18 protein-coding genes are annotated in these 19735 nt (G+C 64.7%); 17 read left to right on the forward strand and 1 reads right to left on the reverse strand.

The features are described from left to right. Positions 1–63 precede the first annotated feature (63 nt). The 16 genes from U9J39_RS06310 (at position 64) to cyoD (ending at position 15857) form a co-directional block, all read left to right on the forward strand. A complete protein-coding gene (locus tag U9J39_RS06310) occupies positions 64–708 on the forward strand; it encodes an NADH-quinone oxidoreductase subunit J (RefSeq protein WP_115706417.1) in 645 nt (214 codons plus the stop codon). Positions 709–724: 16 nt separating this feature from the next. Further along, positions 725–1030: an NADH-quinone oxidoreductase subunit NuoK gene (gene nuoK / locus U9J39_RS06315; protein ID WP_029044763.1), complete on the forward strand. Its 306-nt coding sequence runs from the start codon at positions 725–727 to the stop codon at positions 1028–1030. 58 nt (positions 1031–1088) lie between these two features. Beyond that, positions 1089–3176, forward strand: coding sequence for an NADH-quinone oxidoreductase subunit L (gene nuoL / locus U9J39_RS06320; RefSeq protein WP_115708780.1), 2088 nt, complete (start codon positions 1089–1091; stop codon positions 3174–3176). Between the two features lie 27 nt (positions 3177–3203). Next, complete coding sequence (locus U9J39_RS06325) at positions 3204–4670, forward strand: NADH-quinone oxidoreductase subunit M (RefSeq protein ID WP_115708782.1); 1467 nt, start codon at positions 3204–3206, stop codon at positions 4668–4670. Positions 4671–4688: 18 nt separating this feature from the next. After that, entirely contained in the window at positions 4689–6164 is a 1476-nt protein-coding gene (gene nuoN / locus U9J39_RS06330; protein WP_018005453.1) for an NADH-quinone oxidoreductase subunit NuoN, read from the forward strand. A gap of 13 nt (positions 6165–6177) precedes the next feature. Next, on the forward strand, positions 6178–6486 hold the full coding sequence (locus tag U9J39_RS06335) for a DUF2818 family protein (RefSeq protein WP_326346768.1): 309 nt from the start codon (positions 6178–6180) through the stop codon (positions 6484–6486). Between the two features lie 44 nt (positions 6487–6530). Further along, entirely contained in the window at positions 6531–7184 is a 654-nt protein-coding gene (locus tag U9J39_RS06340; protein WP_326346769.1) for an NUDIX hydrolase, read from the forward strand. Between the two features lie 116 nt (positions 7185–7300). Beyond that, positions 7301–7747, forward strand: a complete 447-nt coding sequence (locus tag U9J39_RS06345) for a DUF1178 family protein (protein WP_115708784.1) — start codon at positions 7301–7303, stop codon at positions 7745–7747. Positions 7748–7840: 93 nt separating this feature from the next. Next, the gene (locus tag U9J39_RS06350; protein ID WP_092314032.1) at positions 7841–9043 is read left to right on the forward strand and encodes an acyl-CoA dehydrogenase family protein; all 1203 of its coding nucleotides are present in this window, start codon (positions 7841–7843) and stop codon (positions 9041–9043) included. A 13-nt stretch (positions 9044–9056) separates the two neighbouring features. Continuing rightward, a complete protein-coding gene (locus tag U9J39_RS06355) occupies positions 9057–10175 on the forward strand; it encodes an acyl-CoA dehydrogenase family protein (protein WP_115708786.1) in 1119 nt (372 codons plus the stop codon). A 155-nt stretch (positions 10176–10330) separates the two neighbouring features. Beyond that, the gene (locus U9J39_RS06360; RefSeq protein ID WP_012352347.1) at positions 10331–10774 is read left to right on the forward strand and encodes a MaoC family dehydratase; all 444 of its coding nucleotides are present in this window, start codon (positions 10331–10333) and stop codon (positions 10772–10774) included. A 32-nt stretch (positions 10775–10806) separates the two neighbouring features. After that, positions 10807–11283 (forward strand): MaoC family dehydratase, encoded by a 477-nt coding sequence (locus tag U9J39_RS06365; protein ID WP_115708790.1) that lies wholly within the window; start codon positions 10807–10809, stop codon positions 11281–11283. Between the two features lie 605 nt (positions 11284–11888). Continuing rightward, entirely contained in the window at positions 11889–12851 is a 963-nt protein-coding gene (gene cyoA, locus U9J39_RS06370; RefSeq protein ID WP_025582408.1) for a ubiquinol oxidase subunit II, read from the forward strand. A gap of 14 nt (positions 12852–12865) precedes the next feature. Beyond that, positions 12866–14839 (forward strand): cytochrome o ubiquinol oxidase subunit I, encoded by a 1974-nt coding sequence (gene cyoB / locus U9J39_RS06375; RefSeq protein ID WP_116313250.1) that lies wholly within the window; start codon positions 12866–12868, stop codon positions 14837–14839. 5 nt (positions 14840–14844) lie between these two features. Next, entirely contained in the window at positions 14845–15489 is a 645-nt protein-coding gene (gene cyoC, locus U9J39_RS06380; RefSeq protein WP_115708793.1) for a cytochrome o ubiquinol oxidase subunit III, read from the forward strand. Then, positions 15489–15857, forward strand: a complete 369-nt coding sequence (gene cyoD, locus U9J39_RS06385) for a cytochrome o ubiquinol oxidase subunit IV (RefSeq protein ID WP_012352352.1) — start codon at positions 15489–15491, stop codon at positions 15855–15857. Before cyoC ends, cyoD begins: the two co-directional genes overlap by 1 nt. Positions 15858–15924: 67 nt before the next feature. Here the strand turns inward: cyoD and U9J39_RS06390 are convergent, their stop codons facing one another. Continuing rightward, positions 15925–17982 (reverse strand): gamma-glutamyltransferase family protein, encoded by a 2058-nt coding sequence (locus U9J39_RS06390; RefSeq protein WP_326346770.1) that lies wholly within the window; start codon positions 17980–17982, stop codon positions 15925–15927. Positions 17983–18435: 453 nt separating this feature from the next. Here U9J39_RS06390 and urtA point away from each other — a divergent pair, with 453 nt between their 5' ends. Further along, positions 18436–19692, forward strand: coding sequence for an urea ABC transporter substrate-binding protein (urtA, locus tag U9J39_RS06395; RefSeq protein ID WP_115679837.1), 1257 nt, complete (start codon positions 18436–18438; stop codon positions 19690–19692). Positions 19693–19735: the final 43 nt, after the last annotated feature.

Below are 19735 nucleotides of genomic sequence, written 5' to 3' on the forward strand. Positions count from 1 at the left end.
GGAGCGGGCCACCCGAAGGGGAAGGCCTGTGCCGGACGGCCCTGAGAGGATCCGATAGGAACCATGGAACTCACGACCACCATCTTCTATGTCTTTGCGCTGGTGCTGGTGCTCTCCGCACTGAAAGTCATCACTGCGAAGAACCCGGTGCATTCCGCACTGTTCCTCGTGCTGTCGTTCTTCACGGCCGCCGCGATCTGGATGCTGCTCAAGGCGGAATTCCTCGCCATCCTGCTGGTGCTGGTCTATGTCGGCGCGGTGATGGTGCTGTTCCTGTTCGTGGTGATGATGATCGATATCGACATCGAGCACCTGCGCCGCGACTTCTGGACCTACGTGCCGATGGCCTCGATCGTGGGTGCGCTGATCATCGCCGAGATGGCGATCGTGCTGGTGCGCAACTTCATCGGCACCACCGCGCCGGTGGTGGCCAGCGGTTCGCAGGAACCGGGGTACTCGAACACCGCCGCGCTCGGCAAGCTGATCTACACCGACTACATCTACGCCTTTGAAGTGGCCGGCATCATCCTGCTGGTGGCGATCATCGCCGCGGTCGCGCTGACCCTGCGCCGCCGCAAGGACACCAAGGCCCAGGACGTGTCGGCGCAGCTGCGTACGCGCCGCGACGAACGCGTGCGCCTGGTGCCGATGCAGGCCGAAGCCCAGAACCCGCAGACGGAAGCCGCGGCTGCCGCCAATAAGAACTAAAGCCCGGAGAAACGCTGTGCTCTCTCTCGCCCACTTCCTCGTGCTCGGTGCGATCCTGTTTGCGATCAGCATCGTCGGCATCTTCCTGAACCGCAAGAACGTGATCGTGCTGCTGATGGCGATCGAACTGATGCTGCTCGCGGTGAACATCAACTTCGTCGCCTTCTCGCATTACCTGGGCGACCTGGCTGGTCAGGTTTTCGTTTTCTTCATCCTTACGGTGGCCGCCGCCGAGTCGGCAATCGGTCTGGCAATCCTGGTGGTGCTGTTCCGCAACCTGGATACGATCAACGTGGACGACATGGACACCCTGAAGTACTGATCCGTGCCGTACTACGCAGATAACCAAGACTCTCCGACCGCACACCACTAAGCGTCCTATGGCAACCACGCTCAACCCCAACCTGCTGCTCGCGATTGCGCTGGCGCCGCTAGCCGGCTCAGCGATCGCCGGCCTGTTCGGTACCAAGTTTTTTGGCCTGTTTTCCTCGGAGTCGCGCGGCGGCCGGATCGTGGCCCACACCTCGACCATCCTGGGCGTGGCCATTTCCTTCGGGCTGTCGGTGATGGTGCTGCTCGACGTGATGAACGGCGCCGGCTACAACGGCACCGTGTACGAGTGGATGGCCATCGGCGACCTGAAGATGGAGGTCGGCTTCCTGGTCGACTCGCTGACCGCGATGATGATGGTCGTGGTGACCTTCGTCTCGCTGATGGTGCATATCTACACCGTCGGCTACATGGACGGGGATCCCGGCTACAACCGCTTCTTTGCCTACATCTCGCTGTTCACCTTCTCGATGCTGATGCTGGTGATGAGCAACAACTTCCTGCAGCTGTTCTTCGGCTGGGAAGCGGTGGGCCTGGTGTCGTACCTGCTGATCGGCTTCTGGTACACGCGCCCGACCGCGATCTTCGCCAACCTGAAGGCGTTCCTGGTCAACCGTGTCGGTGACTTCGGCTTTATCCTGGGCATCGGCCTGCTGCTGGCCTACAGCGGCAGCATGAACTACACCGAAGTATTCGCCGCGCGCGACCAGCTGGCTACCGTGGTTTTCCCGGGCACCGACTGGATGATGATCACGGTCGCGTGCATCTGCCTGTTCATCGGCGCGATGGGCAAGTCGGCGCAGTTCCCGCTGCACGTCTGGCTGCCTGATTCGATGGAAGGCCCGACCCCGATTTCTGCACTGATCCACGCGGCAACGATGGTGACGGCCGGCATCTTCATGGTCGCGCGCATGTCGCCGCTGTTCGAGCTGTCGGACGCCGCGCTGTCGTTCGTGCTGGTGATTGGCGCCATCACCGCGCTGTTCATGGGCTTCCTGGGCATCATCCAGAACGACATCAAGCGCGTGGTCGCGTACTCGACGCTGTCGCAGCTGGGCTACATGACCGTCGCGCTGGGCGCCTCGGCCTACTCGGTGGCGGTGTTCCACCTGATGACGCACGCCTTCTTCAAGGCACTGCTGTTCCTGGGCGCGGGCTCGGTCATCATCGGCATGCACCACGACCAGGACATCCGCAACATGGGCGGCCTGCGCAAGTACATGCCGATCACCTGGATCACCTCGCTGGTGGGTTCGCTGGCGCTGATCGGCACGCCGTTCTTCGCGGGCTTCTACTCCAAGGACTCGATCATCGAGGCCGTGGCCGAGTCGCACATCGCCGGTTCGGGCTTTGCCTACTTCGCCGTGCTGGCCGGCGTGTTCGTGACCGCGTTCTACTCGTTCCGCATGTACTTCCTGGTCTTCCACGGCAAGGAGCGCTGGGGCCAGAACCATGCGCACCAGCACCATGAGGGCGACCACGAGGACGAGGAAGTCTCGCACGACCATCACCATGGCCTGGCTGCCGGCGAGAAACCGCACGAGTCGCCGTGGGTGGTGACGCTGCCGCTGGTGCTGCTGGCGATCCCGTCGGTGATCATCGGCGCCATCGCGATCGAGCCGATGCTGTTCGGCAACTTCTTCAAGAACGGCATCGCCTTCAAGGAAGTGATCTTCGTCGGCGAGAACCACCACGCCATGGCCGAGCTGAAGGAAGCGTTCCACGGCTGGGTGGCGATGGCGCAGCACTCGCTGACCACGCCCGTGCTGTGGCTGGCCATCGCCGGCGTGGTGCTGTCCTGGTTCTTCTACATGAAGCGCCCGGATATTCCCGAAGCCATCGCCAATCGCTTCTCGGGCCTGTACAAGCTGCTGGACAACAAGTACTACATGGACGCCATCAACCAGGCCGTATTCGCCCGCGGCGCACGCCTGCTTGGTACCGGCCTGTGGAAGGGCGGCGACCAGAGCCTGATCGACGGCCTGTTCGTCAACGGCGCGGCGCGCGTGGTGGCATCGTTTGCTTCGGCCAGCCGCTACCTGCAGTCGGGCTATATCTACCACTACGCATTTGCGATGATCGTCGGCATGCTGGTGCTGCTGACGCTGACGATCACGGGCGTGATCGGCACCAAGTGATAGGCACCAAGTAAGGAAAACATAGAAATGGTTCTGTCTTTCTCAATCTGGCTGCCTGTCTTTTTCGGCCTGCTGATCCTCGCCTTCGGCTCGGACCGCAGCCCCGGCTTCGTGCGGTGGATGTCGCTGTTCGGCTCGATCGCCAGCTTCGTCGTCACGCTGCCGCTGGTGTTCAACTTCGACCGCGCCACCGCGGCGATGCAGTTCGTCGAAAAGGCGAGCTGGATCGAACGCTTCAACATCCACTACCTGCTGGGCGTCGACGGCCTGTCGATGTGGTTCGTGGTGCTGACCGCCTTCATCACGGTGATCGTGGTGATCTCCGCCTGGGAAGTGATCACCGAGCGGGTCGCCGAGTACATGGCCTCGTTCCTGATCCTGTCGGGCCTGATGGTCGGCGTGTTCTGCGCGCTCGACGGCATGCTGTTCTACGTGTTCTTCGAAGCCACGCTGATCCCGATGTACATCATCATCGGCGTCTGGGGCGGTCCGAACCGTGTGTATGCGGCCTTCAAGTTCTTCCTGTACACGCTGCTGGGCTCGCTGCTGACGCTGGTCGCGCTGCTGTACCTGTACAACAAGACCGGCACGTTCGACATCCTGCAGTGGCACCAGGCCAAGTTGTCGATGAACGAGCAGATCGCGATCTTCATTGCCTTCTTCGTCGCCTTTGCGGTCAAGGTGCCGATGTGGCCGGTGCATACCTGGCTGCCCGACGCCCACGTGGAAGCGCCGACCGGCGGGTCGGTGGTGCTGGCCGCCATCATGCTGAAGCTGGGTGCCTACGGCTTCCTGCGCTTCTCGCTGCCGATCGCGCCTGACGCGAGCCACTACCTGGCCCCGTTTATCATCACGATCTCGCTGATCGCGGTGATCTACATCGGCCTGGTGGCGCTGGTGCAGGCCGACATGAAGAAGCTGGTGGCGTACTCGTCGATCGCCCACATGGGCTTCGTCACGCTGGGCTTCTTCATCTTCAGCGACATCGGCGTCGAAGGCGGCATCATCCAGATGATCTCGCACGGCTTTATCTCGGGCGCCATGTTCCTTTGCATCGGCGTGCTGTATGACCGCGTGCACTCGCGCCAGATCGCCGACTACGGCGGCGTGGTCAACACCATGCCCAAGTTCGCCGCGCTGTCGGTGTTCTTCGCGATGGCCAACTGCGGCCTGCCGGCCACCTCGGGCTTCGTCGGTGAATTCATGGTGATCCTGGGTGCCGTCAAGTTCAACTTCTGGATCGGCCTGCTGGCTGCTACCGCCCTGATCTTCGGCGCTGCCTATTCGCTGTGGATGGTCAAGCGCGTGATCTTCGGCGACGTCGTGCACCAGCACGTGCGCGAGCTGGTCGACCTGAACAAGCGTGAGTTCGTCATGCTCGGCCTGCTGGCCATCATGACGCTGTACATGGGCCTGCACCCGAAGCCCTTTACCGACGTGATGCACCCGTCCGTGGTCAACCTGCTGCAGCACGCGGCGCAGTCGAAGCTGTAATCGGGGAGAGATATCAACATGCAACCGTCCTCGACACTCGCCCCCGTGGCGCCGATCATCTTCCTGGCGATCGCCATCGCCGCGATCAACTGGATCGACCTGGCCCGCGGCAAGGGCAAGCAGAGCGTGGCCTATCCGCTGTCGCTGCTGACCACGCTGGTGCTGACCGCCTGGTTCGGCATGAACGCCGCCACCGGCGAGACGCACTATGCGTTCGCCAACCTGGTCGTGATCGACCCGATGGCCAACGTGCTGTCGGCGTTCTGCGCCGCCGGCCTGTTCGTCACGCTGGTCTATACGCGCCGCTACCTGGCCGAGCGCGACATGTTCGCCGGCGAGTTCTACATGCTGGCGCTGTTCACGCTGGGCGGCCAGATCGTGATGATCACCGGCAACAACTTCCTGACCCTGTACCTGGGCCTGGAGCTGCTGTCGCTGTCGTCGTACGCGCTGGTGGCCCTGCGCCGCGAGTCGCGCGTGACCTCCGAGTCCGCCATGAAGTACTTCGTGCTGGGCGCGCTGGCTTCGGGCTTCCTGCTGTATGGCATCTCGATGATGTACGGCGCCACCGGTTCGCTGAACCTGGGCGAGGTGTTCCGCGCGGTCGAGTCCGGCCGCATCAACACCACCATGCTGGCCTTCGGCGTGGTCTTCATCGTCGCCGGCCTGTCGTTCAAGCTGGGCGCCGCGCCGTTCCACATGTGGATTCCGGACATCTACCAGGGCTCGCCGACCGCGGTGACGCTGCTGATCGCCGGCGGCCCGAAGGTGGCGGCGTTCGCGCTGTTCATCCGCGTGCTGGTGGAAGGCCTGCTGCCGCTGGCCAGCGACTGGCAGATGATGCTGGTGGTGCTGTCGATCATCTCGCTGGCGATCGGCAACCTGACCGCGATCGTGCAGAGCAACCTGAAGCGGATGCTGGCGTACTCGACCATCTCGCACATGGGCTTCGTGCTGCTCGGCCTGCTCTCGGGCGTGGTCGCCAACAAGGCCGACGGTGCCGCCGATGCCTACAGCTCGGCCATGTTCTACTCGGTGACCTACCTGCTGACCACGCTGGGCACCTTCGGCATCATCCTGCTGCGCACCAGCAAGGGCTTCGAGGCCGAGACGCTGGAAGACCTGAAGGGCATGTCGCGCCGCAACCCGTGGTTTGCCTTCCTGATGCTGGTGATGATGTTCTCGCTGGCGGGCATCCCGCCGACGGTGGGCTTCTATGCCAAGCTGGCCGTGCTCGACGCGGTGGTCAAGGCCGGCATGACCTGGCTGGCGGTGGTGGCGGTGCTGTTCTCGCTGATCGGCGCGTTCTACTACCTGCGCATCGTCAAGCTGATGTACTTCGATGCCCCTGCCGGCGAAGAGCAACTGGAAGCCACCTTTGGCCTGCGCTCGATGCTGAGCGTGAATGGCGCCGCGGTGATCCTGCTGGGCCTGTTCCCGGCCGCGCTGATGAACCTGTGCTACCAGGCCATCCGCTCGACCCTGGGCTCCTGACCCGCCACGCAACATGAGCGCCTCCGCAAGCGGCTGGTTTGTCATCCTGCTGGCACTGGTCTGTGCGAACCTGCCGTTCGTGAACCAGCGCCTGTTCGTGGTGATCCCGCTGCGGCAGGCGCGCAAGCCGCTGTGGCTGCGCCTGCTGGAACTGATTGTCTGGTTCGGGGTGGCGGGTGCCGCCGGCTTCGCGGTGGAAGCCAACCTCGGCGGCACTTTTACGCAGGGCTGGCAGTTCTACGCCGTCACCGCCTGCATGATGCTGGTGTTTGCCTTCCCGGGCTTCACCTGGCAATACCTCGTCAAACACCGCACGGCCTGAAGCCGGTCTTGTCGGCGCCGGGCCCTGCCTGATCCGGAGCGTCCATGACCGACAAGATCCAACGCGGCACCCCACTTCCCGCCGGCCTGTCCGCGAACCACGAGAGCGACGACGCACTGAAGGAAGTGTGCGTGGCGTCGGCCACGGTCCATCGCGGCAAGTTCCTTACCCTCAAGCAGGACATCGTCAGGCTGCCCGACGGCAAGCAGACCGGGCGCGAGTACGTGGTCCATCCCGGCGCGGTCATGATGATCCCGCTGTTCGATGACGGCAGCGTGCTGATGGAACGCCAGTTCCGCTACCCGGTGGGCGAGGTGATGCTGGAATTTCCCGCGGGCAAGCTCGACCCCGAAGAGGGCGCGCAGCGCTGCGGCGAACGCGAACTGCTGGAGGAAACCGGCTATCGCGCCGCGCGCTGGGACTACCTGACGCGCATCCATCCCGTCATTTCGTATTCGACCGAGTTCATCGACATCCTGCTCGCGCGCGACCTGACGCATGGCGAGGCGCAACTCGATGACGGCGAATTCCTGGAAACCTTCATCGCGCCTGCCAGCCAGGTTATAGACTGGGTGCGCAGCGGCCGCATCACCGACGTAAAGACCATCATCGGGGCGTTCTGGCTCGAAAAAGTGATCTCTGGCGCGTGGCAGCCAGGCGAACAGCCCATGCCGGTGTACGGCTCGGCACAACGGTGACCGGCGCGGCGAGGCGCCGCAGCGTAGTTCCGAACGGTCGTTCTAAAAAATTTAGCACGACCGTTCACAAAATTTGGATTCGCGGATAATATAGCTTTTGACGGGCTGGAAAGATCATGAAGGTGCTCGACCTGCGCTGCGCGCATGACCATCGTTTCGAGGGCTGGTTTGCCTCGGAGGAAGAGGCGCAGTCGCAAATTTCGCGTGACCTCGTCCAATGCCCGGTCTGTGGCGACCACGCCGTGACCCGGCTGCCCAGCGCGCCGCGCCTGAACCTGTCGGGCGCGACCGCGCGCGAGGGCAAGGCCAGGCCGGCGCCGCCGGCTGCCGCACCGGTGACACTGCAAGCGCTCTATATGAAGGCAGTGAAGCAGGTGCTGGCGCAGACCGAGGACGTTGGCGATCGCTTTGCCGAGGAGGCAAGGCGCATGCACTATGACGAGGCGCCGGAACGCGGCATCCGCGGTTCGGCCTCGCCGGAGGAGGTGCAGGCGCTGGCCGACGAGGGCATCGAGACTTTTCCGCTCGTGGTGCCGGATGCGCTGAAGCAGACGGCTCACTGAATTGCGTCCTGTGCCCGTTGCTGTCGGCGCATGACGCGCAGGCAGAACAAACCGCCGGCGGCCCGCGCCATGCCGGCACCACTGGAGACGGGCATGGATCTCAACTACTCGGCGTCCGACGATGCCTTCCGCGAGGAAGTGCGTAGCTGGCTCGAAGCCAACTTGCCGGCGGACATCCGCAGCAAGATTCTCAACCACCGCCGTCCGAACCGCGATGACCTGGTGCGCTGGCACAAGCTGCTCGCCGGCAAGGGCTGGTCGGCGCCGCACTGGCCGGTGCAGTACGGCGGCACCGGCTGGAACGCCACCCAGCGCCATATCTGGGACGAGGAGAATGCCCGCGTCGGTGCGCCCGGCGTGCTGCCGTTCGGCGTGGCCATGGTCGCGCCGGTGATCATGAAGTACGGCAACGAGCAGCAGAAGTCGTACTACCTGCCGCGCATCCTGGACTGCACCGACTGGTGGTGCCAGGGCTATTCGGAGCCGGGCTCGGGTTCGGACCTGGCCTCGCTGAAGACCCGCGCGGAACTGACGTCCGACGGCAAGCACTACATCGTCAACGGCCAGAAGACCTGGACCACGCTCGGCCAGCACGCCGACATGATCTTCTGCCTGGTCCGCACCGATCCCGAGGCCAAGAAGCAGGAGGGCATCTCGTTCCTGCTGATCGACATGAAGACCCCGGGCATCACCGTGCGCCCGATCATCATGCTCGACGAAGAGCACGAGGTGAACGAAGTCTTCTTCGACAACGTCAAGGTGCCGGTCGAGAACCGCGTCGGCGAAGAAAACAAGGGCTGGACCTACGCCAAGTACCTGCTCGGCCATGAGCGCACCGGCATCGCCCGCGTCGGCAATTCCAAGCGCGAGCTGGGCTTCCTGAAGCGCGTGGCGCGCCAGCAGCAGAAGAACGGCAAGCCGCTGCTGGAAGATCCGGTGTTCGGCGCCAAGGTCGCCGCGCTCGAGATCGAGCTGATGGCACTGGAGATCACCGTGCTGCGCGTGGTGTCGAGCGAAGCCGCGGGCAAGGGCCCCGGCCCCGAGGCCTCGATGCTGAAGATCAAGGGCACCGAGATCCAGCAGTTGCTGACCGAGCTGATGGTCGAGGCCGTCGGCCCGTACGCGCAGCCGTTCGACACCGCCTACCTGGAGTGCGAGACCGAGCACGCCGTGACCGGCTACGACGACGCCGCGCCGCTGGCCGCGTACTACTTCAACTATCGCAAGACCTCCATCTACGGCGGGTCCAACGAAATTCAGAAGAACATCATCAGCCAGATGATTCTGGGGCTGTGAGGAGACACGCATCATGAACTTCAATCTCAGCGACGAACAGAAGCAGCTGGCCGACGCCGTGCGCCGTTTCATCGACAAGGACTACGGTTTCGAAGAGCGCAAGAAGCACTATGAGAGCACCGCCGGCTACGGCGAGACCGCATGGGGCGCGCTGGCCGAACTGGGCCTGACCGCGCTGCCGGTGCCGGAAGCGCAGGGCGGCTTTGCCGGCAAGGCCCTGGACATGATGGTGGTGCAGCAGGAACTGGGCCGCGGCCTGATCGTCGAGCCCTACCTGGCGACCGTGGCGGGCGCCTACGCGCTGGGCCTGGCCGGCGGCCAGGACGCGCTGCTGGAGCAGGTGGCGGGCGGCGAGCTGAAGCTGGCGGTGGCGTTCAACGAGCCGCAGGCGCGCTATGAGCTGAACCACGTGCGCGTCACCGCCCGCGACGGCAAGCTCAACGGCCGCAAGACCGTGGTGGTGCACGGCGGCCAGGCCGACCGGCTGGTCGTGTCGGCGCGCAGCAGCGGCGCCGAGGCCGACCAGGATGGCATCTCGCTGTTCCTGGTCGATGCGAAGGGCGCGGGCGTCAGCATCCGGGACTACCGCACCATCGACAACCTGCGCGCCGCCGATATCACCTTCCAGGATGCGCCCGCGCAATTGCTGGGCGAAGCCGGCAAGGGCTTCGCGCTGGTCGAGCAGGTGGCCGACTACGCCGCAGTGCTGCTGTGCGCCGAGGCAGTAGGCGTGATGGACACGCTCAACGCCGCGACGCTGGAATACGCCAAGACGCGCCAGCAGTTCGGCCAGCCGATCGCGCGCTTCCAGGCGCTGCAGCACCGCATGGTCGAGATGTTCATCCACGCCGAGCAGTCGCGCTCGATCACGCTGCTGGCCGCGGCGCGCTTCGAGGAGGCGACGCCGGAACAGCGCCGCCGCTACGTGTCCGCCGCCAAGGCGCGCGTGGGGCAGGCCGCCCGCACGGTGGGCCAGGAGGCGGTGCAGATCCACGGCGGCATGGGCGTGACCAACGAACTGCCGGCCGCGCACATGTTCAAGCGGCTGACCATGATCAACACCACCTTCGGCGACGTGGATCATCACCTGGGCAGGTTTGCCGCCCAGCCGGGGTTCCAGGAAGCTGCCTGATCCCGTCGGCCCAGTCAAAACCGCGCTGCAGTCCAGGCGCGGTTTTTTTCTTTGCGCGCTGTTAGGGGCGGGTTCGGCAAATACGGACGCGCGCGCCGGCCTGCCATGCGATCATCGTGCGGACAAGTCAACCGCATTCACAACGGAGACACCCCATGCTGTATTTCGAGGATTTTGAAGTCGGCAGCCGCCGCGAGCTGGGCTCCTACCTCGTCACCGAGGAAGAGATCCTGAACTTCGCGCGCCAGTACGATCCGCAGCCGTTCCATATCGACAAGGAAGCCGCCGCCAACAGCATCTACGGCGGGCTGATCTCGAGCGGCTGGATGACGTGCTCGATCATGATGCGCCTGCTGGTGCTGAGCACCACCGGCAAGTCGGCCAGCATGGGCTCGCCCGGCGTCGACGAGATCCGCTGGCTCAAGCCGGTCTATGCCGGCGACACGCTGACGGTGGTGCTGAACGTGCTGGACAGCCGGCCGTCGCAGTCCAAGCCGGACCGCGGCGTGGTCCATACCCAGTGGGAGGCCACCAACCAGCGCGGCGAGCTGGTGTGCACCGTCAAGGGCATGGGCATGTACGGCCGCCGGCCCGCCTAACCACACTTAACCGTCACGAGGAGACGATCGACATGCGTACCATCGCAACGCTGGAAGAACTGGAAGGGCTGCAGGGCCAGGAAGTCGCGGTCAGCGACTGGATCGAGGTAACCCAGCAACAGGTCAACCAGTTTGCCGAGGCCACCGGCGACCACCAGTGGATCCACATCGACGTGGAGCGCGCGAAAAAGGAATCGCCCTATGGCGGCCCGATCGCGCACGGCTTCCTGACGCTGTCGCTGCTGCCCAGGTTCATGCACAACGCGCTCAGCATGCCGTCCAAGATCGGCGTCAACTACGGGCTGAACAGGGTGCGCTTTACCGCACCGGTGCCGGTCGGCAGCAAGCTGCGCGCGCGCATCAAGCTGCTGAAGGTCGAGCGCCTGGACCCCCTGCCCAAGTCGCCGGAACTGGTCGGCGCCCAATCCACCTGGGAGGTCACCGTGGAGCGCGAAGGCAGCGAGCGGCCGGTGTGCATCGCCGAGTCCATCACGCGCCGCTACGGCTGAGCCGCGGCGTCGCATGCGGCACTGCGACAATATGCCACAGCGCAGTGTCGCATCCCGGAGAGCCGCCTGAAGCGCGGCTTTCTGCATATTTACCTGCGTTTTTGTGGTGTTGACGTGGATCAAGGACAACGCGGTGCACCAATGTGCAGATTGTCCGTTTTAATGAACAGTGTGTTCTGTGGCGTTGGGTTTACCCTCAATGTTGCGTTGCGGTACAGTCGCGCCCACGATGTTTTACGTGTTGCGCCCCCCGGCCGAAAACCGCGCCTGCCCTGACGGCAGGTCCGTCGGGAGGCGCAAAAGCCTCGTATTCCAACGCTACCCGGCCGCTGTACTGAGCCGGGACCGTTCGCGGTTTCGGCCACCAGGTGCCGCAGCGCCGGCAAGGTCCCACAGGGCCTGCAGCGCGCGCAGTCAGTTGTCCTTCCGTGTTCATGGCGTTGCAAGGCCGCATGGTCCTCCGGCGTTAGATCCGCCGCCCGACCGCAACGCCAGCTAAGGACACGTCCTTCCGGTTTTCCCATAGCCCCACGCCTCTTGCGCGAGCATCAGGCGGTTTAGCCACGCTTTTGCCCAAAGCGCGGTGTAACCAAACCAGTCGTGACATGAAGAAACCCATACTGCCGCGTTGGACGCGGTTCCTGCCCTGCCTCGGCCTGCTCCTGCTGGCCGGCTGCAACATGACGCTGCTCGACCCGAAAGGGCAGGTCGGCGTCGACATCAAGAACATCATCCTGATCGCCACCTGGCTCATGCTGCTGGTGGTGGTGCCGGTGATCGTGCTCACGCTGGTGTTCGCCTGGAAGTACCGCGCGTCCAATACCAAGGCGCGCTACGAGCCGGACTGGTCGCACTCGACCGCGATCGAAGTGGTGGTGTGGCTGATCCCGTGCCTGATCATCATCGCGCTGGGCATCATCACCTGGAAGTCCTCGCACGACCTGGACCCGTACAAGCCGCTGGAATCGAACAAGAAGCCGGTCACCATCGAGGTGGTCGCGCTGAACTGGAAGTGGCTGTTCATTTATCCGGAACTGAAGATCGCCACCGTCAACCAGATCGCGTTCCCGGTCGACACCCCGGTGAACTTCAAGATCACCTCGGATTCGATCATGAATTCGTTCTTCATCCCGCAACTGGGCAGCCAGGTGTACGCCATGGCGGGGATGGAGACCAAGCTGCACCTGATCGCCAACCATGCCGGCTCGTATGACGGCGTGTCCGCCAACTACAGCGGCGGCGGCTTCTCGGGCATGAAGTTCAAGGCCGACGCCATGTCGAACTACGAGTTCGACCAGTGGGTGGCCAAGGTTCGCGCTTCGTCGACCGAACTGGGCGTCGAAGGCTACAAGACGCTGGCACAACCCAGCGAGAAGGAGCCGGTCACGTACTACGGCAAGGTGGAAGACCAGCTCTTCCACAACATCCTGCACAAGTACATGGGCCACGGCGGCGCCGCACTGGCCGCCGACGGGTTCAAGGGCGGCCCGATCTGCACGTCGCGCAACACCCTCGGTGAAGAGCAGCTGTCCTTGACCACGCCGGCTGCGCTGCCGGCGGGCGCGTAATCCTGGGAGCAATGATGTTTGGCAAGTTGAGTTTGTCGGCGATTCCGTTTCATGAGCCGATCATCATGGTCGTGCTGGCCGGTGTCGCCCTGGGCGGTGCCGCGCTGCTGGGCGCGATCACCTATTTCAAGAAGTGGGGCTATCTCTGGAACGAGTGGTTCACCTCGGTCGATCACAAGAAGATCGGCGTGATGTACTGCCTGGTGGCGCTGATCATGCTGCTGCGCGGCTTTGCCGACGCGGTCATGATGCGCACCCAGCTGGCGCTGGCCACCAATGGCGCCACCGGCGTGCTGCCGCCCGAGCACTACGACCAGATCTTCACCGCCCATGGCGTGATCATGATCTTCTTCGTGGCCATGCCGCTGATGACCGGCCTGATGAACCTGGTCGTGCCGCTGCAGATCGGCGCGCGCGACGTGGCCTTCCCGTTCCTGAACACGCTGTCGTTCTGGCTGTTCGTGGCGGGCGCCATGCTGGTCAACATCTCGCTGGGCGTCGGTGAATTCGCCAAGACCGGCTGGCTGGCCTATCCGCCGCTGTCGGGGCTGGACTACAGCCCGGGCGTAGGGGTGGACTATTACCTCTGGAGCTTGCAGATCTCAGGCCTGGGCACCTTGCTGACCGGCGTGAACTTCCTGGTGACGATCCTGCGCATGCGCGCGCCTGGCATGACGCTGATGCGCATGCCGGTGTTCACCTGGACCGCGCTGTGCACCAACGTGCTGATCGTTGCCGCCTTCCCGGTGCTGACCGTGACCCTGGCGCTGCTGGGCCTGGACCGCTACCTCGGCATGCATTTCTTCACGAACGACGGTGGCGGCAACGCCATGATGTACGTGAACCTGATCTGGATCTGGGGCCACCCCGAGGTGTACATCCTGATCCTGCCGGCGTTCGGCATCTTCTCTGAAGTCATCGCCACGTTCTCGGGCAAGAAGCTGTTCGGCTACAAGGGCATGGTGTACGCGACCGCCGCGATCATGGTGCTGTCGTTCATCGTGTGGCTGCACCACTTCTTCACGATGGGCTCGGGCGCCAACGTCAACGCGTTCTTCGGCATCACCACCATGATCATCTCCATCCCGACCGGGGTGAAGATCTTCAACTGGCTGTTCACCATGTACCGCGGCCGCGTGCAGATGACCTCGCCGGTGCTGTGGACGCTGGGCTTCATGATCACCTTCGTGATCGGTGGCATGACCGGCGTGCTGATGGCCGTGCCGGCGGCCGACTTCGTGCTGCACAACAGCCTGTTCCTGATCGCCCACTTCCACAACGTGATCATCGGCGGCGTGCTGTTCGGCTACCTGGCCGGCATCACCTACTGGTGGCCGAAGGCGTTCGGCTTCAAGCTGAACGAGCGCCTGGGCAAGGCTTCGTTCTGGTGCTGGCTGGTGGGCTTCTACTTCGCCTTCATGCCGCTGTACGTGCTGGGCCTGATGGGCATGACCCGCCGCCTGAACCATACCGACAACCCGGCCTGGACGCCGTGGCTGTACCTGGCCGTGGTGGGCGTGGTGTTCGTCGCGCTGGGCATCTTCTTCCAGGTGCTGCAGATCGTGGTGTCGATCCGCGACCGCAAGAAGCTGGCCGACGTGACCGGCGACCCGTGGGGCGGCCGCACGCTCGAGTGGGCCACCTCGTCGCCGCCGCCGTTCTACAACTTCGCGCACACCCCGGTGGTGCGTGACCTGGACGCGTTCGCCGACATGAAGGCGCGTGGCGAGACCCTGCCGACCGAAGGCTACGAGAAGATCCACATGCCCAAGAACACGGGCGCGGGCTTCATCATCGGTGCCTTCAGCCTGGTGTTCGGCTTTGCCCTGACCTGGCATATCTGGTGGATGGCCATCGTTGGCCTGGTGGGCATGGTGTGGGCGTTCATCCACCGCAGCAACGACGACCATATCGACTACTACGTGCCGGCCACCGAGGTCGAGCAGATCGAAACGCGCCATCTGCAGCGCATTGCTTCGCAAGCCTGAGAACCATGTCGACTCAAGTCCTAGACCGCATCCCCGCGCAGGCCGGCGCACCGGCCAAAGCCGACGCGCATGGCCATGACCATGCGCACCACGATACCAGTGCCAATACGGTGTATGGCTTCTGGATCTACCTGATGAGCGACTGCATCATCTTCGCCGGACTGTTCGCGGCCTTCGCCGTGCTGCGCGGCGAACTGGCAGGCGGCCCGTCGGCGAAGGAGCTGTTCGAGCTCAACTACGTGCTGGTGGAGACCTTCATCCTGCTGTTCTCCTCGATCACGTACGGCATGGCGATGATCTCGCTGCAGAACCGCAGCCTCAAGCACGTGCAGACCTGGCTTGGCATCACCTTCCTGCTGGGGCTGGCGTTCATGGCGATGGAAATCAACGAATTCCACCACCTGATCGCCGAAGGCGCGGGCCCCGGCCGCAGCGCGTTCCTGTCGTCGTTCTTCACGCTGGTCGGCACCCACGGTCTGCACGTCGCCAGCGGCATGCTGTGGATGATCGTGCTGATGTGGCAGCTGGGCAAGAAGGGCATCACCCCGACGCTGAGCAAGCGCCTGATGTGCCTGTCGCTGTTCTGGCACTTCCTGGACGTGGTCTGGATCGGCGTGTTTACCGTGGTCTACCTGATGGGACATCTGTGATGGCACAACACAACGCACCGGCGGCGCACGGCGCCCACGACTCACACGCGCATGACAGCCACGCTGGCGGCCACGCCAGCTTCAAGGGCTACGCAATCGGCTTCATCCTCGCCGTGATCCTGACGGTGATCCCGTTCAAGATCGTGATGGACGGCACCATGGACAAGGGCACCATCCTGTGGACCATCCTGGGCATGGCCGTGGTCCAGATGATCGTGCACCTGAAGTATTTCCTGCACCTGGACTCGTCGTCCGAGCAGCGCAGCAACGTGATCGCGCTGCTGTTCACGGCGCTGATCCTGGTGATCGTGGTGGCGGGTTCGCTGTGGATCATGCACAACCTGAACGCCAACATGATGGTGATGTAAGGACCGGCGTCCTGGCATCGAAAAAAAGGGGCCCCGCGGGGCCCCTTTTTCTTTGGTCGCGGCTTCGTCAGGGCTTGAACGTGTCCCCCAGCACCACGCCCTCGCGCCGCGGGTCGGCGCCGCCGACCAGCACCGCCGAGCCGCCGATGGTGGTGCGGATGATGGCGCTCAGCCCGCTGGACTGCGCCGCCGTATTGACGGTGTGGCCCAGGTTGCGCAGGCCCCTGACCAGCGGGTCGTTGTCGCCCGGCAGGCCGCCGGCCGGCGTGCTGGTGTCGACGTTGGGATGCTCGCCGCCGACGATCATGGGCGAGCCCGCGCTCGCGTTATTGCCGCCGAAGTCGATCATCGACACCGCCTGCTGCGCATCCAGCCCCCAGTCCAGCGAAGCCACCAGGGTCTTGGCCACGAACTGAATGATGGTGGCGCCGCCCGGCGAGCCGGTGGTCATGTAGAAGTCGCCGCGCGAGCCGTCGCTGTTGCGCTGGAACACCACCGTGGGCGCCATCGAGCTGCGCGGGCGCTTGCCGGGCTGCAGCCGGTTGGCCACCCGCACGCCCCCCGGCGCCGGATCGGCATTGAAGTCGGTCAGCTCGTTGTTGAGCAGGAAGCCGTTGGTCATGTGGTACGAGCCCAGGCCGGCCTCGATGGTGGTGGTCATCGCCACCACGTTGCCGTACTTGTCATGCAGCGACAGGTGCGTGGTGCCGCGCTCCTCCACCATCGACGGCGCCAGCGGCACGTCGCCGAGGTTGCCCGCCGCCACCGGCGTGACCATCGAGCCGGTGGTGCTGATCAGGCTGGCGCGCTGGCTCAGGTAGGGCTTGTTCAGCATGGTGTCCGGGGTGCCGCCGGGCAACGGGATGAAGTCGGTGTCGGCCACGTACTTGTTGCGGTCGGCATAGGCCAGGTGGCCGGCTTCGCCCATCAGGTGGGCGCCCAGCACGCTGGGCCGGCCGCCGTTCTGGTCGACCAGCGTGGGCTTGTGCGCCGCCATGTCGAAGTTCTCGACGATGCCCAGGATCTGCGCCACCGCGATCCCGCCCGACGACGGCGGCGGCATGCCGCATACCTCGTACTGGCGGTAGGTGGTGCACACCGGCGTGCGCTTCTTGGCCTGGTAGTTGGCCAGGTCGTCCAGCGTGGTAACGCCCGGCGTGGTGTTGCCGTCGTAGGTGGTCTGGATCTTGGCGACGATGGCCTGCGCGATCGGCCCGTTCTTGTAGAAGGCGTCGGCGCCGTCCGCGGCGACGGCGCTGAAGACCGCCGCCAGCGCGGGGTTGCGCAGCACGGTGTTGACCGCGCGCGGGGTGCCGTCGGGATTCAGGAAGTAGGCAGCCATCTCCGGATCGCGCTTGATATTGGCGACGGTGGCGCTGTCGGAGATCGCGGCGGCCATGCGCGGCGGGATCGCGAAACCGTCGGTGGCCAGCTTGATCGCCGGCGCGAACAGTTCCTTCCAGGCAGTCTTGCCGTAGTCGCGGTGGGCCAGCTCGAGCACGCGCAGCGTGCCCGGGGTGCCGATCGAGCGGCCGCTGCGCTGGGCATTGGGCAGGGGCGTGGTCGGGTCGGCCGCGGACTTCCAGCGCAGGTAGTTCTCGTCGGCGGCGGCCGGCGCGGTCTCGCGGCCGTCGTAGGCGGTGAGCTGCCGGGTCGTCGCGTCGTAATGCAGGATGAAGGCACCGCCGCCGATGCCGGACGATTGCGGCTCGACCAGGTTCAGCACCATCTGCGCCGCCACCGCGGCGTCGATCGCGGTGCCGCCGGCCTTCAGCACGTCGCACGCCGCCTTGGTCGAGACCGGGTTGTTGGTCACCGCCATATAGGTCTTGCTGTAGACCGTGACCTTGGGCGCATAGCCGGTCGCCTGCTCCGGCGCGTTGGGGTCGCCCGGCAGCACTACCGCCTGGCCGCCGGTACTGCCATCGAGTTCGCAGCCGGCAGTGGGCGTGACCGGCGGTGGCGGGGGCGGAGGCGGGGGATCGTCGCCGCCGCCGCAGGCGCCCAGGGTCAGCGCCAGCGCCGCCAGGGCCAGCTTGCCGCGACGCGGGCGCCAGTACGGGGTGGCGCGCGGCTGCGGCTGCGGCTCGGCGGGGGATGCGTGGGGGTCGGCAGCGTACGGCATGGTTTCTCCTTCCTTTTATGTGGGTCCGGGAAATGCCACGGCCGGGTCGTCAGGCGGGACCGCGGCCATCTTTCACCGTAGTGCCGCGGCGCGCCGGCCTTAATCATTGAATGTACGGATTTACATGCATTCGAATCCGGGTTTAAGCGCCCGCTTAATCGACGCCGGCGAGTGCGCTGGCACGCCGGCCCTTGCCAATGGCGCCACGGTGGCGCAAGCCGGTTCCGGCAATGTGCGCCATGCACCGGGATCGGCCGCGCCGGCCGGCACGCACTGTCGCAGTGCGCTGATTCGCTGCACGGTGATGGTGCGGACGCGCCAGGCGGGCGGTGCCTGGGCCCCCGCACCGCCTGTGGCCGCGCCGCGCGGGCGATATCGCCGTGGCACGCTAGTTGCAGATGCATCACCCCGGGGAGCGTAGTCCCTGACCAACACCACAAACGGGAGCTGCAAATGCAACGACGTGACATGCTGAAGCTGTCGGCGATAGCCGCCGCGGCGATGATCGGTACCAGCCCGCTGGCGCTGGCGCAGTCCAAGGAGCCGATCAAGGTCGGCATCCTGCATTCGCTGTCCGGCACCATGGCGATCTCCGAAACGTCGCTGAAGGACGTGGCGCTGATGACCATCGACGAGATCAACAAGAGCGGCGGCGTGCTCGGGCGCAAGCTGGAACCGGTGGTGGTGGACCCGGCCTCCAACTGGCCGCTGTTCGCCGAGAAGGCGCGCCAGCTGGTCAGCAAGGACAAGGTCGCGGTGACCTTCGGCTGCTGGACCTCGGTGTCGCGCAAGTCGGTGCTGCCGGTCTACGAAGAGCTCAACTCCCTGCTGTTCTACCCGGTGCAGTATGAAGGCGAAGAGATGTCGAAGAACGTCTTCTACACCGGCGCGGCGCCCAACCAGCAGGCCATTCCCGCGGTGGAATACCTGATGAGCAAGGAGGGCGGCGGCGCCAAACGGTTCTTCCTGCTCGGCACCGACTATGTCTACCCGCGCACCACCAACAAGATCCTGCGCGCCTTCCTGAAGAGCAAGGGCGTGGCCGACAAGGACATCGAAGAGGTCTACACCCCGTTCGGCCACAGCGACTACCAGACCATCGTCGCCAATATCAAGAAGTTCTCGCAGGGCGGCAAGACCGCGGTGATCTCCACCATCAACGGCGATTCCAACGTGCCGTTCTACAAGGAGCTGGGCAACGCCGGGCTCAAGGCCAAGGACGTGCCGGTGGTGGCGTTCTCGGTCGGCGAAGAGGAACTGCGCGGCATCGACACCAAGCCGCTGGTGGGCCACCTGGCCGCGTGGAACTACTTCATGTCGGTCAAGAACCCCGAGAACGACGCCTTCCGCAAGCAGTGGGCCGCCTGGGTCAAGGCCAACAACCTGCCCGGCGGCGACAAGCGCGTGACCAACGACCCGATGGAAGCCACCTACGTGGGCATCCACATGTGGGCGCAGGCGGTGAAGAAGGCCGGCAGCACCGACACCAACAAGGTGCGCGCCGCGATGTACGGCCAGACCTTCAAGGCGCCGGACGGCTTCACCCTGACCATGGGCGAGAACCACCACCTGTACAAGCCGGTGATGATCGGCGAGGTCAAGGGCGACGGCCAGTTCGCGGTGGTGTGGAAGACGCCGAAGGCGGTGCGCGCGCAGCCGTGGAGCCCGTTCATCGCGGGCAATGAAGGCAAGCCGGACAAGGTGATGTAAGGAGCGGTCGCCTACCGCTGGTTTGCTCCCCTCTCCCGCTTGC

This window comes from Cupriavidus sp. SS-3 (assembly GCF_035818815.1).
Lineage (GTDB): Bacteria > Pseudomonadota > Gammaproteobacteria > Burkholderiales > Burkholderiaceae > Cupriavidus > Cupriavidus taiwanensis_C.